The organism is Allopusillimonas ginsengisoli (genome assembly GCF_004153455.1).
GTDB classification, from domain to species: Bacteria; Pseudomonadota; Gammaproteobacteria; order Burkholderiales; family Burkholderiaceae_B; genus Allopusillimonas; species Allopusillimonas ginsengisoli.
This window is the reverse complement of sequence record NZ_SDQE01000022.1, coordinates 1-19,713: the sequence shown is the minus strand read 5'-3', so window position 1 is coordinate 19,713 and position 19,713 is coordinate 1. Positions and strand designations below refer to the sequence as shown.

Below are 19,713 nucleotides of genomic sequence, written 5' to 3'. Positions count from 1 at the left end.
GCATCGGCGCCGCTTACGGCGGCAGCGTGATCCGTGACGGCAATACAGTTCAGAAGCTCTCGATCACCTCCACAGACATGGGTGACATGACGCTGGGCAGCTATCGTCAGACACTCATGGAAAATGCGGCGAACCTGCAGCACTTTGTGGCGGAATCGGCTACCGATAGCGATATCCAGATGGGTCGCGTGGGCACCTGGAAAGGCGCTACAGACCTGGAGTCGATCAAGCTGTCGGTGGGCGTGAGCTCGGAGATGACTTCGCATGGCTTTGAAGCCTACGACTGGCTCAGCAGCAACGGCGCCACGGTCAACAGTGTGGACATCAATGTGCTGAACTCGGGCGAGCTGCATCTTATGGGCGGATTCAGTGGTGGCTTCACACCCTCCTGGCTGGAAGCCGCATCGCTGAACGTAATGAATGTCAACGTGGCCAACGGCGCGTCGGTCGATGGCAACTTTGGGTATCGCGATCTCGTTGCGCTGGACCTGGGCGCGCAGGCGGCCGGCAGCCAGTTGAACGTTTCGGGCGAAGGCTCGGTGACCGGCTTTGCTTTCCTGAACGACAACGTGTCCACCATCGATGCCACTGGCCTGAAGGGCAGCGGTTTGGTGGTTGACATGCTTGACCCCAGCGATGCCAGCGGTTTCACCTTCCTGGGTAGCGAGCAGGGCGACCGCGTATACGCTTCGAACTCCGCCGATGCGCTCTACGGCAACGGCGGCGATGACGTCATCTGGGCGCGCGGCGGCGATGATATCGTAGACGGCGGCGCAGGCGACGATGCTCTGTATGGCGGTAGGGGCAACGACGTCATCAACGGCGGCGACGGCGACGACTTCATCGCTGGCGACAGGGGTGCTGACGTGCTGACCGGTGGAGATGGTCAGGACGTGTTCTACTTCTACTTCGGCGACGACCATGGTGGCTATCGGACAGACGCGGGCAAGTCCACTAACCCGGGCGCTGACAACAAGCAGGACATCATCACCGACTTCACCTTCGGCGAAGACACCCTGTACATCGACATCGATGGCCGCGACTCAGGGTACTACAGCGGGGATGTTAGCGCTTTCTCCCATAACTCGCAGAACGGCAGCTACGCCATGTACGTCACGAACATGCCTGGCGCCAACCCGATCTCCTTCGGCGGCTATATCGGCAACAACCTGGATCCGATCCACGTTCTCGTACGCGTGGGTACCTATAACGAAAACGGTACCTTCAACTACAACGTCAATGGCGATGACCTGCAGTTCTTGTTCAACAAGAACGGCGAGGCCTTCGATCCAGCAGACGCCCTCCTGAATAACGGCAATGTCGGATTCAGCACAGCCGTTCATGAAGTGGCCTTGCTGGGCGCCGCCAGCGAGCTGGGCAGCCTGAGCGTCTCGGACTTGGTCTGGGTGTAAACCTGGCGTGAACAAACCGGCCGCGACTGCTTCATGCAGCGCGGCCGGCAGAACACAAGGTGATTAACTGCACAGTCTGCAGCAGGGACTGACAGCAGTGTTTCAAGGGGTGAGCGCGAGCTCACCCTGATTGCGTTGTAGCAAAGGAATGCTGGCGCGTCAGGCGTGCAGCAATTCCTGGTAGACGCCCAGGGTTTCCTGGGCGCATCTGGACCAACTGAACTGTGAGGCACGAGCCATGGCCAGTAATCCCATTTGTTCTACCCAGGCGGCGTCTTCAATGGCACGGTGCAGGGCATCGGTGAACGCTTCGGGGTTGTCGGGGTCGAGCAGCACGCCTGCTTCGCCCACAACTTCGGGAATGGCCGACCGGTTTGAACACAGCGGCAGCACGCCGCAAGCCATGGATTCGAGCGGCGGCAGGCCAAAGCCTTCGTACACAGAGCAATACAGAGTGGCAAGCGCGCCAGAGATCAGTCGGGGCAAATCTTGGTCGCTGACATAACCCAGCATTCTGACCGCGCCCGTGGACAGGTCTTGTGCGACTTGCTTTTCGAAATCATGCACGAGCCAACCCTTCTGGCCGGCAATGACCAGCGGATAGCGCGCGCGCAGGGCGGCGGGCAGCCGCTGGTGCGCCTGCAGCGCGACAACCAGACGTTTTCTGGGCTCCAGCGTACCCAGCGCCAGAAAGTACGATTTGGGCCGCAGCGCCAGCGTGGCCGTATAGGCCGCAAGGGTGGCGGCGTCCTGTGGACGGAACCTGGGGGACACGCCATTGTGCACCACACGTATCTTGCTGGCTTCCACCGGAAACAGCGACAGCAGTTCCCGCCGCACAAAGTCAGACACGACGATGACGCGGTCGGCGCGCGCGAGCGCGACATGAAAATGCCGCGTCATATGCGCAACGCGCGGGCGCGGGTGTGTTTCGGGATAACGCACCCACGATGCGTCGTGCGCCGTGATCACCGTTGGCACCCTGCCATACCCGAGGGGAATGAAATTGGGCTCATGATACAGCGCCACGGCGCCGGAAAGACCTTGGCGAAAGCGTGCGGACTGCAGCGCATGGGCGATCGGCCGCGCAAGCGGCGTATGCCGCAAGACGCCGCGCGCCAGACGCCACGCCACGCCGCGCGTTGTGCGATTCCCCGTGTTGTGGGTGGCCTGGCCCTCATCGGCGCGAGATGGATCGGAACATTGACCATCAGCGTCGGGAGTGTGCCAGCGTCCATTCATGAACACGTGACCCTGCACGCCCAGCGTCGCGAGCTCTGTCAGCAGATGGCGGGTGTAGTGGCCTATGCCGGTGAGCGGGCCAACCAGGGAGCTTCCTCCCATGGCGATCTGTATCGGCGAACGCTGTGAAGAGGAGGCGGATAACGAGGGTGGATGATGAGTTGTCATGGCAGGCACTGGGTAGGCATCATGCGGCAACGCCATGATGACGACAAATAAAACAATTCAAAACGAGTAGAACGTCCGATGAAAATACTTCATGTATACAAGGTGTACTATCCCGACGCACAGAGTGGGGTGGCGCAGATGATCCGGCATCTTGCGCAGGGAGGCGATAGCGAGGTCGAGCACGCGGTGTTTGCGCTGTCTACAGTCTCCACGGCTGGCGGCACGATGCAGAAGCTGGCCGATGTCAGTGTTTACCGTCCGCACGCGCAGATCTCGCTTTGCTCGACGCCGATTTCGTTTACTTCGTTGGGTATGTTCAGCCGTGCCGTCAAACAGGCGGATCTGATTCATTATCATTTTCCCTGGCCATTTGCGGACGTGCTGCACTATATGGCACGCGTACACAAGCCAGCGGTTGTAACGTACCACTCCGACATCGTCAAGCAGAGTCGCATCTACCCATTCTACCGTCCGCTGATGAGGAAATTCCTGGGCGGCATGCGCGCGGTGATTGCCACATCGCCGAACTATGCCCGAACCAGCGAAGTGCTGGGCGACTATGCCGAAAAAACCGTGGTGATACCCATAGGGCTGGATCCAACGGTAGCGGCGCAGCCCGTGCGGGTGGCGGCCTGGCGGGCAAAATTGGGCGACGGCTTTTTTCTGTTTGTGGGGGGCATCCGTTATTACAAGGGGCTGCATTATCTGCTTGATGCCGCCCGCGGAGCGCGCTTTCGGGTGGTGATCGCCGGCGACGGGCCACACCTGCAAAACATCCGTCAGCAGGCGGCGCGGCACGGGCTGGACAATGTGCACTTTCTGGGAGAAGTGTCCGACGAAGACAAGAGCGCGCTGTATGAGTTGTGCCGGGGCGTCGTGTTTCCGTCTCACCTGAGATCCGAGGCATTTGGGGTCACGCTGGTCGAAGGCGCCATGTTTGGCAAGCCATTGATATCCGCCGAAATCGGCACAGGCACCAGTTACGTGAATATTCACGGCGTAACGGGCCTGGTGGTGCCCGCTTCGGATCCGCATGCCTTGCGCACCGCGGTCAGCCGATTGCACAGTGATCCCGCGCTGGCCACCCGGCTCGGGCATGCGGCGCGGGAACGCTATGCGGACAATTTCACAGCCAGCCTGATGCGCAAACGCTACAAACATCTGTATCACTCTGTTCTTGCCTGAGGCAGAGAACCGGCCCCTCTTGGCACTAAACACGCCATTATCCGGCCGGCGCGCATTGCGCGCTTTGACGGGGGTCACATCCTTTTGTGATGCCCGTCACATAAACAAATGAGACTTTCAGACAGAATTCGATACGAATCACCCTTTCCTCAGATCTCTGTAACAGAGCTGGGCAGGGTGGTTCATCATATTGGGATACGGATTCATGATAGCTAGGGCTAGGCCTAACAACGAGCTCGCCGAGGTGTTGCGTAAATGCAAACGCGCATTTGTTGACATTGGCGCCTTTAGCGCAGTGATCAACTTTTTAATGCTGGTGCCCGCCCTGTATATGCTGCAGGTGTACGACCGGGTACTGCAAAGCCGCAACGAAACCACGCTATGGATGCTGACAGTCATTGTGCTGGGCTTGTATGCCGTTCTGGCCAGCCTGGAGTACGTGCGCACACAGCTCGCCATACGCATAGGCAGCAAGCTTGACTTCGAGTTGAATCGTCGCGTTTGCACCGCTGCGTTCGAGGCCAACCTGCGGCATGGCGGCAGCGTGGCCGGCCAGGCACTGAACGACTTGACGACGGTGCGGCAGTTTGTGACAGGGCCCACCTTGTTCGCCTTTCTGGATGCACCCTGGTTTCCAATCTATGTAACGGTTATTTTCCTGTTTGATGTGCAGCTCGGTTTGCTGGCGCTGGCCGGATCGCTGATTCTCATTACGCTGGCTGTCATCAACGAGCGCATATCGCGCAAGCCGCTGGCGGACGCCAATGTGTTGTCATTGCAGTCTTCCAATACAGCGCAGACGACGCTGAAAAACGCGGAAGTCATTGAAGCCATGGGCATGCTACAGCCCTTGCTCAATCGCTGGTACAGGATTCATTCCGCGTTCCTGGCCAAACAGATGGAGGCGAGCCGTAAGGCTTCCGTGATTGGTTCGTGGACCAAGCTGGTGCGTATATCGCTGCAGTCGCTGGTGCTGGGCATAGGCGCGCTGTTGGTGCTGGAGGACAAGATCACCGCGGGCATGATGATCGCTGCGTCCATTCTGATGGGCAAGGCACTGGGGCCGGTGGAAGGTGTTCTCAGTGGATGGCGCAACTGGAGCAGTTTTCAGTCGGCGTACGGTCGCCTGTCGGCGCTGTTGGCCGCGAATCCGGAACGCAATGTTGGCCTGTCACTGCCCAAGCCGGAAGGCGTGATTACCGTCTCGCATTTGGTGGCGGCTCCGCCGCGCGTCAGCCCGCCCGTGCTGAGAAATATCTCTTTCAAACTGCCCAAGGGCGAAGTGTTGGGCATTATCGGCCCAAGCGCTTGCGGCAAGTCTACCTTGGCGCGCGTGCTCGTGGGCATCTGGCCGGCTTTGGGGGGCGAGGTCAGGCTGGATGGCGCAAATGTCTACCAATGGAACAAAGACGAACTGGGGCAGGCCGTGGGATATCTGCCCCAGGATGTCGAGCTGTTTATGGGCACGGTGGCAGAAAACATTGCGCGATTTGGCGATCTGGACTCAGACAAGGTGGTGCAGGCGGCGCAGTTGGCCGGCGTGCATGACCTGATTCTGCAGTTGCCATCGGGCTACGACACCATGCTGGGTGAGGATGGCGCGGGCTTGTCGGGCGGCCAGAAACAGCGGATTGGCCTTGCCCGGGCGCTGTATGGATCGCCGTCCCTTATTGTGCTTGATGAACCCAACTCCAATCTGGATGAAGCGGGCGAAGCGGCCCTGGCCCGCGCCATTGCCCATTGCCGCCAGAACGGCTGCACGGTGGTGCTGATCACGCATCGGGCAAACGTGCTGGCCACAACCACACGCCTGCTGGTGTTGAGAGATGGCGTGATGCAGGCCTTTGGCCCCACCGCTGATGTGCTGCGGGCCATGCGCGAACCCAGGGGTCAGCCGCCTGGCAAGGCCATAGAACAGAACAACCCTATCAAACGCGAAGCCTAGCGAGTAGCCATGAGTTCTCTTGACATTGTTAGCGCCAATACGCGGGTACTGTCGCTGCCCGGCAAGCCGGCAGCCAGCGAAGATCCAGTCCTTGATGCGCGCCGCTATGCGCGCAAAGGCTGGCTGATTGTGCTGGTCGGTTTCGTGGGCTTTATGGTGTGGGCCTCCTTTGCGCCGCTGGACAAGGGTGTTCCCTTGAACGGAACGGTTGTGGTGTCCGGCCATCGCAAAGTGGTTGAGCATCCTACGGGCGGCATCATTGATCGCATCCATGTTCAGGATGGCGATCACGTGCAGGCCGGCCAAGTGCTCGTTTCCATGAACACGACGTTTGCGCAGACGCAGGTGGAAATGGTGCGCGCGCAGCTGGCCGCCACGCGCGTGATTGAGGCGCGCCTGATTGCCGAGCGTGACAATGCTGACGACATCGACTTCAGTGGCGTGTTGAGCCAGGGTGAGCCCGATGATGAGATCAATGCCTTAATGGCGTTGCAGCAGCAACTGTTTATCAGCCGCAAGCTGGCGTTGGAGAAAGAGCTGGCAACCATTGCCGAGAGCGTGCATGGGCTGAAGGCGGGTCTGGCCGGCCTGCAGCAATCCTATAAGAGCAAGCAGTCTCAACGCGCCATTCTGGCCGAACAGCTCAAGGGCATGAATGCGCTGGCCGACGAGGGTTACTATCCGCGCAATCGTTTGCTCGATACCCGTCGTATGCATGCTGAAGTAGGCGGACAAATTGCGTCGGACGAAGGCACGATGGGGCGCGTAAGCAGCCAGATTGCAGAGCTTGAAATGCGGGCCAGTCTGCGCAAGCATGAGTTTCAGAAAGAAGTCCGCGCCTTGTTGAGCGACAGTCGGCGCGAAACGCAGCAGTTGGTCAGCAAACTGCGCGCCCTGGAATTCGATCTGGCGAATACGCAGGTCAAGTCGCCTGCGACCGGAACGGTGATCGGCCTGGAAGTGTTCACCGAAGGCGGCGTCGTGGCGGCCGGCGCCAAGCTGATGCAAGTGTTGCCAGACGGCGAACCTATGGAGGTGCAGGGGCAGATACCCGTAAACCTGATCGACAAGGTACAGATGGATCTGGAGGTCGAACTACTGTTTACCGCCTTCAACCAAAGCAATACGCCGCGCATTCCGGCACAGGTGTTTTTGGTGGCGCCCGATCGGCTGCTGGATGAACACACCGGCATGCCCTACTACAACGTCAAGGCCCGCGTCACGCCCGAGGGCATGGACATACTAAAGGGCTATCAGGTTCGCCCGGGCATGCCGGTGCAGCTGTTCATCAAGACTGGCGAACGTACGATGATGAACTACTTGGTCAAGCCTATTCTCGACCGTACGCACATGGCGTTGACCGAGGAATGACTATGGTATTGAAGGGCCGCGTCAGCCTTGCGATTGCTTTCATTCTGTGTGGTGTCGTGGCGCTTGCGCAGTGGCCGTCCGTCGCGCAGGCCGCGCCATTGAGCCTATACGACGCATGGCAGATGGGGCTGAATAACGACCCCGCCTTTCGCGCGGCGATGCACGAGGCGGCGGCGGGTCAGGAGTTCGATGACATAGGCCGCTCAACACTGTTGCCGCAGGTGCAGTTTTCCTACAGCGGCGGGCGTAACGTATCCGATATTACCCGCGAGGCAGGTCCGCGCAGCGAAACAACAAAGGAACGATATCGCAGCCATTCTGCGCAAGTGGTGCTGAAGCAGCCGGTCATCAACTGGGAGTACTGGGCGCGCTACCGGCAGGGCAAGGCGCGTACGGAAGAGAGCGAAGCGACGTTTGAAAGCCGCAAGCAGGATCTGGCCTTGCGCGTGGCCGAAGCATATATCGAGGTGTTGTTGGCCGGCGATACCATTGCGCTGGCTCAGGCGCAGAAGGCCGCGCTGCTGGAGCAGCGTACGGTCAACCAGCAATACTTCGAGCATGGCGAAGGCCAGCGTACCGACATCGCCGAAACCGAGGCGCGCTATCAGCTTGTGGTGGCGCGCGAGCTCGAAGCGCTGGATCGGCTTGCGATTGCGCGTAAACATCTGGAAGGCATTATCGGCACGGACCTGGCTTCGACCCCCACGCTCTTCGGGCTTTCGGCCAGCTATCGGCCACAGTTGCCGTCGCCGGCAGAACGAGAGTATTGGGTGAATCTGGCCCTGTCCGCCAACTGGTCGCTACGGGCCATGCGCCAGACGGTGAATGTTGCGCAGGAAGAGGTGGAAAAAGCGCGCAGCGGCCATATGCCGCGCGTCGACGTTGTGGCGAGCTATGGATCGAACAAGTCGGAAACCGTCAATACGCTGAACACCAAGTATGACTCGGCCTATGTGGGCCTGCAGGTTTCGGTACCTATCTTTTCGGGCGGTGGCGTGAGTGCGAGCGTGCGTCAGACGTCGGCGGAGTTTCGCAAGGCCAGCGCCCAGATGGACGGCTTGCGAACCGGCATTATTGAGGAGGTGCGCAAGCAGTATGACCTGACCCTCAGCGGCATTGCCAAAGTGCAGGCGTATGAGCGAGCGGTACAGGCTGCCGATGTGTTGATTCTGTCTACCCAGAAAGGGATGGAGGCAGGGATGCGGGTCAATCTGGATTTGCTCAATGCGCAGGAGGAGCGTTTCCAGGCGATGCGGGATCTTGCCCAGGCGAAGTACGAAACGATTACCAGCCGGCTGCGCCTGTTCTACTTCGCGGGGCGGCTGGCCGACCAAGACATCCGCGAGATCAGTCAATGGTTCTCCGGAGCCAGAGTTCAATCCACTATTCCAGCGGTAGCGAGGAAGAAACGATGAATAGCGTATCAGCGGGCCCCCAGATCATCCCGGTTGTCATATGCGGCGGCGCGGGCACTCGCTTGTGGCCGGTTTCCCGCGAAACGTTCCCCAAGCCGCTGATGGCCTTGGATGACGGGCAGTCATTGCTGCAGAAGACGTATGATCGTATTGCCGCGCTGCCCAATGTGGCCGAGGTGTTGACGGTGATGAATCGCGACATATTTTTCATGGCGCGCGACGTCTATTCTCAGGGCAAGTGCAGCCGCCATCGCGCTGCCTTTCTTCTGGAGCCGGAAGGGCGGGGAACCGCTGCGGCGGTGGCGGCCGCGGCGCTTTGGGCCAGGACGCAATACGGGCCGGACGCCTTGTTATTGATTCTGCCCGCCGATCACTTGATCGAGTCGGTGGGGGCTTTCGTCGAGGCGGTTGAGTTCGCCGCGCGCGCTGCGGTCAACGGATATCTGGCCACGTTTGGTATTGTGCCCACGCGGCCGGAAACCGGCTACGGCTACCTTCAGGTAGACAAGGGAAGCCGCGCATGGGGCAGCGGTGGCAATGTGCGCACCGTGCACCGCTTTGTTGAAAAGCCGGACGCGACCCGCGCCAGCAAGTTTCTGGAAAGCGGGGAGTTCCTGTGGAACTCAGGCATGTTCTGCTTTAGTGTCGCCACGATACTCAAGGAGTTCGATCTGCATCAACCGGCCATCGCGCCAGATGTCGAACGGGCGCTTTGCCAGGCCACGCAATTGGGCACGCAACCGGGTTCGGTCATGGAGCTTGAGGGCGAGGCATTCAACCAAGTGCCGGTGTGGTCGATCGATCAGGCGGTGATGGAAAAATCCGATCGGGTGGTGGCCGTGATGAACACCATGCTCTGGAGTGATCTGGGGTCATGGTCCAGCATCAGCGGACTCATGTCACCCACCGACGAGCAGGATAATCGTATTGTGGGCAATGCCATATTGCACAAGGCGCGAGGCTGCTACATACGCAGTGAACGCCTCGTGGGTGTGGTGGGCGCCAACGACCTGATCATTGTCGATACCGAAGATGCGCTGCTGGTGGCCGCGCGCGACAGCGTTGAAGAGGTCAGGCAGATTACGGCAGAACTGCGCCGCAATGGCCATGAGGCATATCGCTATCACAAAAAGGTTATGCGGCCCTGGGGCTATTACTCCACACTGGTTGAACAGCCCCTGTTCAAGGTAAAGCGCATTGTTGTCAGGCCCGGGCAGGCCTTGTCATTGCAGTTGCACCATCACAGGCATGAGCACTGGGTGGTGGTGCAGGGCGAAGCCACCATAGAAAACGGCGATTTTTGCGGGGTATTGCGCTACAACGAATCGGCGCAGATACCTGTCGGGCAACGGCATCGCCTGAGCAACCATGGCGTTGACGAGCTGGTGCTGATCGAAGTCCAGTGCGGTGATTATCTGGGCGAAGACGATATCGTGCGCCTGGACGACAACTACGGCCGGGCATTGGCCTGACAGCAAAGGGCAGGGCGCGATGGTCAGGCGTATGGGTATTTCTCGGGCAGACATCACGGCAATTGCGCTGTTCATGCGGCAGGATTTGCTGGACCGGCATCGCGGGAACGCGCTCGGCGCGGCATGGCTGCTCATACAGCCGCTGAGCCTGATCGTGCTGTTCAGCACGGTATTTTCGCATCTGATGAAGGCCAGGCTGAACAGCTATGCCGGGCCCTATGCCTATACGGTGTATCTGATCGCAGGCGTTCTGGCGTGGGGCTTGTTTGCCAACACCGTGCAGCGCGTGGCGGGCATTTATAGCGAGAAGGCGGGGCTGATACGCAAGATACCCGTCAATCTGGGTGTGATGCCGCTTTATGTGCTCGGGGTGGAGCTGGTCGTTTTTTGTATTTCTTTCGCGCTGTATGCCGCGTATCTGCTGGTGATCGGCCATGGCCTGAACCTGGCCTGGCTTTGGCTGCCGCTGGTGGTGGGATTGCTATGCATGGTGGCCTACGGGGTTGGCCTGGTACTGGCGATGCTGGACGTTTTTGTGCCAGACGTCAACAACCTGCTGGGCATTGTGATTCAGTACGGTTTCTGGATGACGCCTATTGTGTATGTGCCAGACATTCTGCCTCCCTGGCTGCGGCCAGTGGTGTGGCTCAACCCGGTGTATTGGGCCATGGAAAGCATTCATGGCATTGTTCTGGACGGCAGGCTCCCAAGCTATCTGCCGATGACCGGGCTTGCCGTGCTGGGCGTGGGCCTGTTGGCGCTGGCCGCGTGGATGCATGGTCGGCTCGAAAAACAGCTAAGAGATCTGTTGTGATGAATGCCCCTGACCCCTGCACAGACCTGGCACCCTTGCTGCATCTTGAGCGCATCAGCAAGTCTTTTCTGCTTTACGACAACCCCGCAGATCGCCTGAAAGAAGCGCTGACGGGGCGTCGCAGGCATAAGGTGTACCAGGCGCTTTCCGATGTGTGCGTGCAGGTGCGGCCCGGCGAGGCCGTGGGCGTGCTGGGCCGCAATGGCGCGGGCAAATCCACCTTGCTGAAGATCGTCATGGGAATTCTCCTGCCCGACGCGGGGCAGATCAACCGTCGGGGCCGCATCACAGGCCTGCTGGAGCTTGGCACGGGATTTGACGCCGAGCTGTCGGGGCGCGAAAACATACGCATTAATGGGCGTCTGCTCGGCATGCAGGAAAGCGCGCTGGATCGCGCTGTTGAGCAGATCGTCGAATTCTCCGAACTGGATCGCTTTATTGACGCGCCGGTGCGCACCTATTCGTCTGGCATGGTGATGCGTCTGGGATTTTCCATTGCCATCCACGCGAACCCGGACTGCTTTGTGGTGGACGAGGCGCTTTCGGTGGGCGATGCGCGCTTTCAGCAAAAATGCATGGTGCGTATTCGTGACTATCTGAGCCGTGGCGGTTCGCTGCTGTTTGTGTCGCATGATCTGAGCGCGGTCAAATTGATATGCCAGCGCGCGCTGGTGCTTCACGAAGGCCATGTGGCCTTCGATGGTCCGGCAGAGCTCGCCGCCAGCCATTATCTGCGGCTGATGGCGGGTTCTTCCGACCGTGAGGCGTGTTTTCTGGACGACACTTCACGTTCTTTTGGCTCCTTGCAGGCTGCGCGCATCGACAATGTGTGGATGCGCGGGGCAGATGGCCGGGCAGGGCTCAAGTTTCTTAGCGGCGAACAAGTGCGGCTTGAAATCGAGATCGATGCCAGCGAAGACCTGGGCATGACGGCGGGGTTTCTGATTCGCGACCGCTTCGGCATGGATGTGTTCGGCACCAATACCCTGCACATGAAGACACCCTTGCGCCTGAACTCGGGTCAGCGCACGTCCTGCGTGTTCGGCCTGGAGTTGCGGCTTGCACCGGGTCGATACACCGTGGCGGTCGCGGTGCATTCGGAGGATACCCATGTGCATGACTGTCATCACTGGGTCGATCAGGCACTCGAATTCGAGGTTGGCGCTTATGGGGCACAGATGTTCTCGGGGATCTGTCAGTTGCCTGTGACTGTTGATATACGTCAGTTGGCATCAGCGCCGGCTGCGGGAGAGGAACGTGGAAAATAAGATGCCCGGGCGGGCAGCGCAAGAACTGGAGTCGCTGGTGAGTCGCGTGCGCGAGGAGGCCTTGCGTTTGGTCGACCAAGCGGCCGAAGCAAGCGGCGATGTCAAGGAGATCGTGCAGAGCGGGCACAGGCAGGCTACCGGCTTGGCCTCGGACAATGACTATCTATCCCTGCTCAGGCTCTTCTCCTTCAATTCGGGCGAGGTGGTTGATGGACTGTACCACATTCTGCTGGGTCGCGAAGCCGACGCACAGGGCAAGCGTGACTATGAGCGCATGCTCGGCTTAACCGGTAGTCGCCTTCGTCTGGCGCTGGATTTGCGCCATTCGGCAGAGGGGCGGCGCAAGGCTGTGCCAGTGGAAGGCAGGTGGCTGGGCCTGGTCGTGTATGGTACGCAAACCGTGCTCGAGCGGCTGCGCTTGGGTCGCTTGGGGCGGCGGCTGACGCGGAGCTATGAAACGTGGTTAAGTGTTCGCTGGTCGTGGCAGGGGTCGTTGGTGCGCGAGCATATTCGCCAGACAAACAGACTGCGCCAGGTCGCTTCGGAGTTGACGGTTTTGAAGAAAACCGTTGTGGCGATGGCCAAGGAAACGCCAGATTCAGGCGACGAGCTTGCGCGCGAGCTTGACGCTTACTATATCGCTTTCGAGGAAGACGGACGGGGCGCACCTGAGCAGGTAAAGGCCAAGCTCAAGGTCTACGAGGATTGGCTCGTCCAGCTTTCGGGCTCGACCACGCTGCCGGTGCTGGATGTGGGCTGCGGCAGAGGCGAGTGGCTGGAGTTGCTGGAGGAGCACGGGCTGCAGGCATGGGGGGTGGACGCCAGCCCGTCGATGGTGCAGGCATGCCGGGGTCGGCATCTTCAAGTGACTTGTGGTGATGCGCAGGATGTGATCGCGACCATTGCAGACCAGGCACTGGGCGCTGTAACGCTGTTTCATATTGTTGAGCATCTTCCCTTTCCTGCGCTGTTTACGCTGATACGAGAAGTAGCGCGCGTGCTGGAGCCAGGCGGGAGCATTCTCATCGAAACACCAAACCCGGAGAACGTGCTGGTCGGTAGCCATACCTTCTATCACGACTTCACACATCGCAACCCGGTCACTCCTTCTGCCTTGCAGTTTCTCCTGGCGTATCACGGTTTTGAACGCCTGGACGTGCGCCGCTTGAACCCTTATCCGCCTGAGGCGCGCGTGCCGGGTACGGATCCATTGACGGAGCGCGTGAATGGACATCTCTGCGGCCCGCAGGACTACGCGGTAATCGGCTGGCGTCCCGCATCGGCGGCAGAGCGGTCATGAAGGTTCTGCTGACAGCCAATCATGTGCCATTTATCCAGGGTGGCGCCGAGCATCATGTGGCCAATCTGGCCGGGGCGCTGCAGTTGGCCGGGCACGAGGTGGAAGTGCTGAGATTGCCGTTTCGATTTTCGCCGGACAGCGCGATTGATGCGGCCATGGATGCTGCGCGCGCATTGGATATGGCGAAACCAAACGGCATTACGATAGACCGGGTGATCAGTTTGCAATTTCCGGGATGGGGTGTGTCGCATCCCGATCATCATGTGTGGATCATGCACCAGCACCGTGCCGTCTACGACTTGTTCAATGAACAGACGGCATTGGAATCCGAATATGCGATGCGACGCCGGATACAGGCTTTTGACAACGAAGCGTTCTCCCGCAGCCAGCGGGTTTACGCCAACTCCAGACGCGTGGCCGAGCGCTTGGCCACCCACAATGGCATATCGGCTACGCCGCTCTACCATCCGCCGCCGCGAGCCGATCAATTCTATTGCGGCGAGCCGCTGCCTTATATCTTCATGCCGGGTCGCATGGAAACCCTCAAGCGACACATGCTGTTGATCGAGGCCTTGGCCCGCATGCACAGCAAGCTGTATGTATTGCTGGCGGGCACGGGCGGCCAGGCGCCTGCGGTGCGCGAACGCGTTGCCGAACTGGGCCTGACGGACCGGGTAAGCATGCTGGGGCATGTCACCGAGGCGGAAATGCTGGCCTGCTATGCGCGCGCGACCGCCGTTTGTTGCACGGCCCTGGACGAAGACTACGGCTATGTGCCCCTGGAAGCGATGTGCGCTGGCAAGCCGGTATTGGTCTGCGAAGACGGCGGCGGACTGCTGGAGTTCGTGCGTCATGACGAGAATGGCTGGGTCGAGCCGGCAGACCCAGACGTCATTGCCGCAAGGCTGGACTGGATTGCGAGCCATGGCGCGCGGGTGCAAGAGATGGGCCTGTGCGGACGCGAGCAATGGATGGCGCATGACATCACGTGGCCAGACGTTGTTGAGACACTTATGCAGTGAGACAAGAATGAAGATAGCAATTGTTGCACCCAGCCCGACGCCGTTCGTGATAGGCGGTGCAGAGAATCTTTGGTGGGGCATGCTGCGGGAGCTGAACAGCCGACTCGATGTCGAGGCCGATCTGATCAAGATACCGAGCCCCGAGCACAATCTGTTGAGCATACTGGGCAGCTATCGCATGTTCGCCACGCTGGACCTGGACCACTTCGACATGGTGATCAGCACCAAGTATCCGGCGTGGATGGTGCGGCATCGCAATCACATGGTATATCTCCAGCACACGCTGCGCGGGCTGTACGATAGCTACCCCTCGAACCAGCGGACCCATCTCGATCCGGCCATCCTTGACACCCTGCGCCTGCCTTCGGCGGTGAGCGATGCTTTGCTGGACGCGGGACCGACCTCACTGGAGGCGGTCGAAGTCATTGATGCGTTGCTGGCTGCGCGCGAACGCTGCGATAACTGGGATAGCGTGGCGGCGCTGCCCGGCCCTTTTTCTCGCGCCGTGGTACATCTGCTTGATCGTATTGGTATGCGGCCAGGCCGCATACAGCGCTATGCCGCTATCGCTCGAGAAGTGGCTGACCGCAAGGACTATTTTCCTCCAGGATGTGCGGTCGAGATTTTTCATCATCCTACGCATTTGCTTGACGATGCCTTAGTACTACCCGCGCAGGAGCAGGAGGGCGCGCCTGCGATTTTCACCGCCAGCCGGCTGGTGCGCGAAAAGCGCATCGATCTCATCATCGATGCATACCGCATGAGCGGCGTGCACGTTCCCTTGAGGATTGCAGGCAGCGGGGCGCAGGAGCAGGACTTGCGTCGACAGGCCGAAGGGCTGGAGGGGGTGCAGTTCCTGGGACGGCTGACCGATGAGCAAGTCCGCCAGGAATACCGCGCGGCAGCCTTCGTTCCGTTCGTGCCGCTGCGCGAAGATTATGGTTTGATTACCGTGGAAGCCATGGGATTCGGCAAACCGGTGCTGACCGCGCTGGACAGCGGCGGACCGACAGAGGTGGTGGAAGATGGCGTGACCGGATTGGTCGTATCTCCGACCGTTGATAGTGTTGCGTTGGCCATGCGGCAATTGTTGGAAGATGAGCCGGCCCGCCTGCGGATGGGTAATGCGGCGCGCGCGCACGCTGCACAGCTGAGCTGGGAGGCGTTCGGGGACTGGTTGCTCGTCCATTCAGAACTTGCGCGGACGCCTTGTGCGTCGTCGGAGACGCTGTCGTCTTATCGGCCCTTGGCGCGACGGCCGTCACGACCCCGTCTGCTGGTTATCAACACGTTTTCTGTCCATCGTCCCGTCAGTGGCGGTCAGTTGCGAATGATGGGGCTCTATAGTGAGCTCGCAAAGTCGTTCGATGTGCATTTCGCCAATCTTTGCAAGTCCGTTACCGTACCAGCAACACGTCGTCTGGCGGAGAACCTGTGGGAGCATGTTGCCCCGATCAGTGCCGATTTTCATCATAGGCTGGGAGAGGTGGAAAGTGCGCTGGGCGTCTCGACGGTGGACCTGGTTGCCGCGCAATCACCAGAGCTGCTGCCCCAATGGCTGGACATCATCCAGCGCGAGGCCAGCCTGAGCGATTTGATTGTCTGCAGCCATCCCTACGGCCACCCGGCCCTCAAGAGGGCCGCGCCGGGGCGACGATACCTCTACGATGCGCATAACGTTGAGTTTGATCTGAAACGCGGCATGTATGGTGAGCATGCAGGCGCGGTGGAAGCGATCAGAGCCGTTGAAGGCGAGTGTGCGCGTGGCGCCGCGGGAGTCATTGCCTGTTCTGCGCAGGATGCGCAGCGCCTGGCGGCGCTCTATGGCTTGGATCAAGAAAAGCCCGTGCAGGTTGTGCCAAACGGGGTTGATCTGGCCGAGGCGGATGGCGCGGGGGCGCAGTGCAGGCTGGCGCTGTCGGCGCGTTTCGGCAAACGCCGGCCCATGGCCTTGTTTATGGGCAGCGCGCATCTGCCCAATATCGAAGCTTTTCTTACTGTCGTTGAGGCGGCCCCACGTTTGCCTGACTTCGATTTTGTGGTGATGGGTTCGGTGTGCAGTGTCGGGTCCGGGCGCGAACCCGACAATGTCAAGCTGCTCGGCGTTGTGAGCGCTGAGGAGAAGACACTCTGGCTGGGACTGGCCGATGTGGGATTGAATCCTGTGACCAGCGGCTCGGGCACCAATCTCAAGACGCTGGAATATGTGGCAAGAGGAGTGTTGATGGTGTCGACGCCTGCGGGCGTGAGAGGCACCGAGATGGCGGCAGATGCTGAATACCTCGCCATTGATGAAGGTGCGCCTGTAGAGGGCTTGGTAAGCGCACTGCAGCGGTATGAGCAGATGACGCTGCGCGATCGGGCGGGGATGATACGCGGCGCTTATGACAAGGTGGCTCAGACCGCCGATTGGGAGATGATAGGCCGCCGTTACGCGGCTTTCTCCCGGGGTTTCTTGCGCACCTGAATCTCGGCTTCGCCCTTGGCGAGTTTTTCGAGAATTTGGGGTTTGCGTACGATCAGCCGGCTGTAGTCTTTTTGCACGATTCCTGTATTCACTAATGCCTGGATTGCGCGTGATACGGTTTCGCGGGAAACATTTGCCAGGACGGCAATCCCCTGCTGGTTGGGAAGGTTCTCGATGGTTACCAGGTGCCCGGTGGGGTTTTTTGCGGTATTCATCAGCACCGCGTAAACGCGGGAATAGGCGCGATTCAACCCCAGCACGGATCGCTGGTTGGAAGCCTGACGTATGGTGCTGCATAGTTTTTGCAGGACTTCTTCGATGACTTCGGGACAGTGATGGAACAGCCACCGCGTTTTGTGCCTGGGGAGGAAGCCAATATAGGAATCGGCGACCGCAACAATGGACACGGATCCAGGTTGGCCGTCGATAATCGATAACTCGCCAAAGTAATCGCCGGGCTCAACAAAATCGAGATCGATTTCCCGGCCGTCTTCCGCCAGGGCGACGACTTGCAGGCGGCCATGCAGTAGCATCATTAATGAATCGCAGCCCACACCGTGCCGGGCCACCATCTGTCGGCGCTCAAAACGCTGAACATGGATATCCCGCTGTATCTGGATCAACATGCTCTCGTCGAGATTAGCGAGGAGCTTTTGCTTGCGCAAGAGCTCCAAAGGTTTGATCACGGTTGCCTCCGAATCTTGTAGGTATTAGCCAAAACATGTGATACGTGTCAATCTAGCACAGGTGTAAGTTAATCTTTCGTGATGTAGGTCACAAATAATGCATAATTTATGATTACGTCGGCGTTTCTGTGTCGTATTGCCTGTAATTTGTTGTTATTTATACACTTATTGGTCTATGTATGTCGTTACAGCACACATCTGGTGTGTTTCAATTAATTTCGTTTTCATTGGTTTGAGTGTTTGTTTTTCTTGACTTTTAATTTGTGATTGTTTTTTGCTCGGATGGCAAAGGTGGTTTTTACAGTGATTGCCGCTAATGTAAAAAAAATCCCGGCTTCATAAGAAGGCCGGGACCAAAACCAGAATAGTCAGTCACGATGAAGTACAGCTTGCTGCCTAGCCCGACTTTCCAGTTTTAAAGTAATGTTGGATCTCATCGCGCCGGCCGCGCTGCGATAAGCAGTCGCGGCCGGTTTGTTCACGCCAGGTTTACACCCAGACCAGGTCCGAGACGCTCAGGCTGCCCAGCTCGCTGGCGGCGCCCAGCAAGGCCACTTCATGAACGGCTGTGCTGAATCCGACATTGCCGTTGTTCAGAAGGGCGTCTGCTGGATTGAAGGCCGCGCCGTTGCTATTGAACAAGAACTGCAGGTCATCGCCATTGACGTTGTAGTTGAAGGTACCGTTTTCGTTATAGGTACCCACGCGTACGAGAACGTGGATCGGATCCAGGTTGTTGCCGATATAGCCGCCGGAGGAGATCGGGTTGGCGCCAGGCATGTTCGTGACGTACATGGCGTAGCTGCTGTTTTGACCATCTGGGCTCCAGCTCGACGCTGCACTTTCGTTGAAGTACCCGTTATTGCGGTCTTCGATATCGATGTACAGGGTGTCTTCGCCGAAGGTGAAGTCGGTGATGATGTCCTGCTTGTTGGCCGCGCCCGGATTCGTGGACTTGCCGGCATCGGTAGCACCGTCGTCGCCAAAGTAGAAGTAGAAGGCATCCTGGCCTGCGCCACCGGTCAGCACGTCAGCGCCGCTGTCGCCAGCGATGAAGTCATCGCCGTCGCCGCCGTTGATGGTGTCGTTGCCGGCACCCCCGTAGAGCAGATCGTCGCCTGCGCCGCCGTCAACGATATCATTGCCGTCGCGCGCCCGGATGACGTCATTGCCGCCGTTGCCGTAGAGCACATCGGCGGAGTCCGAAGCGTATACGCGATCGCCCTGCTCGCTGCCCTTGAAGGTAAAGCCGCTGGCATTTGCCTCATCCAGCATGGCAACGACCAGACCGCTGCCCTTCAGGCCAGTGGCATCGATGGTGGACACGTTGTCGTTCAGGAATGCAAAGCCGGTCACCGAACCTTCGCCCGAGACGTTCAACTGGCTGCCGGCCGCCTGTGCGCCCAGGTCCAGACCAACCAGGCCATTCATGCCGCCGTCCACGAAGCCGCCTTGGGCCACGTTGACATTCATCGCGTTCAGCGATGCGGCTTCCAGCCATGGGCCTGGGCAGTATGGGTTTGCCATGTATGACGTAGAGGTATCCAGCAATGAGAATGTCGGGACCACAGCGCTCTCGCCGTCGCCCATAAGATGCAGCTCACCCGAGTTCAGCACATTGATGTCCACACTGTTGACCGTGGCGCCGTTGTTGGTGTACCAGTTGTAGGCTTCAAAGCCATGCGAAGTCATCTCCGAGCTCACGCCCACCGACAGCTTGATCGACTCCAGGTCTGTGGCGCCTTTCCAGGTGCCCACGCGACCCATATGGATGTCGCTATCGAGCGCTGACTCAGCGATGAAATGCTGCAGATTCGCCGCATTTTCCATCAGGTTGGTGTAGCAGTCACCCAGGCTCATATCCCCCACATTCGTGGAAGTGATCGAGAGTCGCTGAACTGTATTGCCGTCACGGATCACGCTGTCGCCGTAAGCGGCGTCGATGG

The 19,713-nt window shown here is 59.3% G+C and carries 14 protein-coding genes; 11 read left to right on the top strand and 3 right to left on the bottom strand.

All coding sequences use genetic code 11. The features are described from left to right. On the top strand, positions 1-1,412 hold a 1,412-nt coding region (locus ERE07_RS21775), incomplete at its 5' end, for a calcium-binding protein (protein WP_167671054.1). A 159-nt stretch (positions 1,413-1,571) separates the two neighbouring features. Here ERE07_RS21775 and ERE07_RS21255 read toward each other — a convergent pair. Beyond that, a complete protein-coding gene (locus ERE07_RS21255) occupies positions 1,572-2,822 on the bottom strand; it encodes a glycosyltransferase family 4 protein (protein ID WP_245153828.1) in 1,251 nt (416 codons plus the stop codon). Between the two features lie 78 nt (positions 2,823-2,900). On the opposite strand from ERE07_RS21255, the gene ERE07_RS21250 reads away from it, so the two are divergent. The 10 genes from ERE07_RS21250 to ERE07_RS21205 all read left to right on the top strand — a co-directional run bounded on the left by ERE07_RS21250 (position 2,901) and on the right by ERE07_RS21205 (position 17,081). Then, on the top strand, positions 2,901-4,007 hold the full coding sequence (locus ERE07_RS21250; RefSeq protein WP_130011024.1) for a glycosyltransferase: 1,107 nt from the start codon (positions 2,901-2,903) through the stop codon (positions 4,005-4,007). Positions 4,008-4,212: 205 nt separating this feature from the next. Beyond that, complete coding sequence (locus ERE07_RS21245) at positions 4,213-5,952, top strand: type I secretion system permease/ATPase (RefSeq protein WP_209021210.1); 1,740 nt, start codon at positions 4,213-4,215, stop codon at positions 5,950-5,952. A 9-nt stretch (positions 5,953-5,961) separates the two neighbouring features. Beyond that, positions 5,962-7,323: an HlyD family type I secretion periplasmic adaptor subunit gene (locus ERE07_RS21240; protein ID WP_130011023.1), complete on the top strand. Its 1,362-nt coding sequence runs from the start codon at positions 5,962-5,964 to the stop codon at positions 7,321-7,323. Next, on the top strand, positions 7,320-8,738 hold the full coding sequence (locus ERE07_RS21235) for a TolC family outer membrane protein (RefSeq protein ID WP_130011022.1): 1,419 nt from the start codon (positions 7,320-7,322) through the stop codon (positions 8,736-8,738). Before ERE07_RS21240 ends, ERE07_RS21235 begins: the two co-directional genes overlap by 4 nt. Further along, positions 8,735-10,210 carry a mannose-1-phosphate guanylyltransferase/mannose-6-phosphate isomerase gene (locus ERE07_RS21230; RefSeq protein ID WP_130011021.1) on the top strand — a complete coding sequence of 492 codons (1,476 nt, stop codon included), beginning with the start codon at positions 8,735-8,737 and terminating at the stop codon, positions 10,208-10,210. The genes ERE07_RS21235 and ERE07_RS21230 overlap by 4 nt, the downstream gene beginning before the upstream one ends. Before the next feature lie 31 nt (positions 10,211-10,241). Then, positions 10,242-11,024 carry an ABC transporter permease gene (locus ERE07_RS21225; RefSeq protein ID WP_130011020.1) on the top strand — a complete coding sequence of 261 codons (783 nt, stop codon included), beginning with the start codon at positions 10,242-10,244 and terminating at the stop codon, positions 11,022-11,024. After that, positions 11,024-12,292: an ABC transporter ATP-binding protein gene (locus tag ERE07_RS21220; RefSeq protein ID WP_130011019.1), complete on the top strand. Its 1,269-nt coding sequence runs from the start codon at positions 11,024-11,026 to the stop codon at positions 12,290-12,292. Before ERE07_RS21225 ends, ERE07_RS21220 begins: the two co-directional genes overlap by 1 nt. Next, the gene (locus ERE07_RS21215) at positions 12,282-13,592 is read left to right on the top strand and encodes a class I SAM-dependent methyltransferase (RefSeq protein ID WP_130011018.1); all 1,311 of its coding nucleotides are present in this window, start codon (positions 12,282-12,284) and stop codon (positions 13,590-13,592) included. The genes ERE07_RS21220 and ERE07_RS21215 overlap by 11 nt, the downstream gene beginning before the upstream one ends. Continuing rightward, complete coding sequence (locus tag ERE07_RS21210; protein WP_130011017.1) at positions 13,589-14,614, top strand: glycosyltransferase family 4 protein; 1,026 nt, start codon at positions 13,589-13,591, stop codon at positions 14,612-14,614. Before ERE07_RS21215 ends, ERE07_RS21210 begins: the two co-directional genes overlap by 4 nt. A 7-nt stretch (positions 14,615-14,621) precedes the next feature. Further along, on the top strand, positions 14,622-17,081 hold the full coding sequence (locus ERE07_RS21205) for a glycosyltransferase (protein WP_167671052.1): 2,460 nt from the start codon (positions 14,622-14,624) through the stop codon (positions 17,079-17,081). Here ERE07_RS21205 and ERE07_RS21200 read toward each other — a convergent pair. Both ERE07_RS21200 and ERE07_RS22205 read right to left on the bottom strand, forming a co-directional pair. Continuing rightward, entirely contained in the window at positions 17,045-17,767 is a 723-nt protein-coding gene (locus tag ERE07_RS21200) for a Crp/Fnr family transcriptional regulator (protein ID WP_245153827.1), read from the bottom strand. The genes ERE07_RS21205 and ERE07_RS21200 overlap by 37 nt on opposite strands. 489 nt (positions 17,768-18,256) lie before the next feature. Further along, positions 18,257-19,713: calcium-binding protein (locus tag ERE07_RS22205; protein ID WP_425331002.1), on the bottom strand; the 1,457-nt coding region annotated here is incomplete at its 5' end.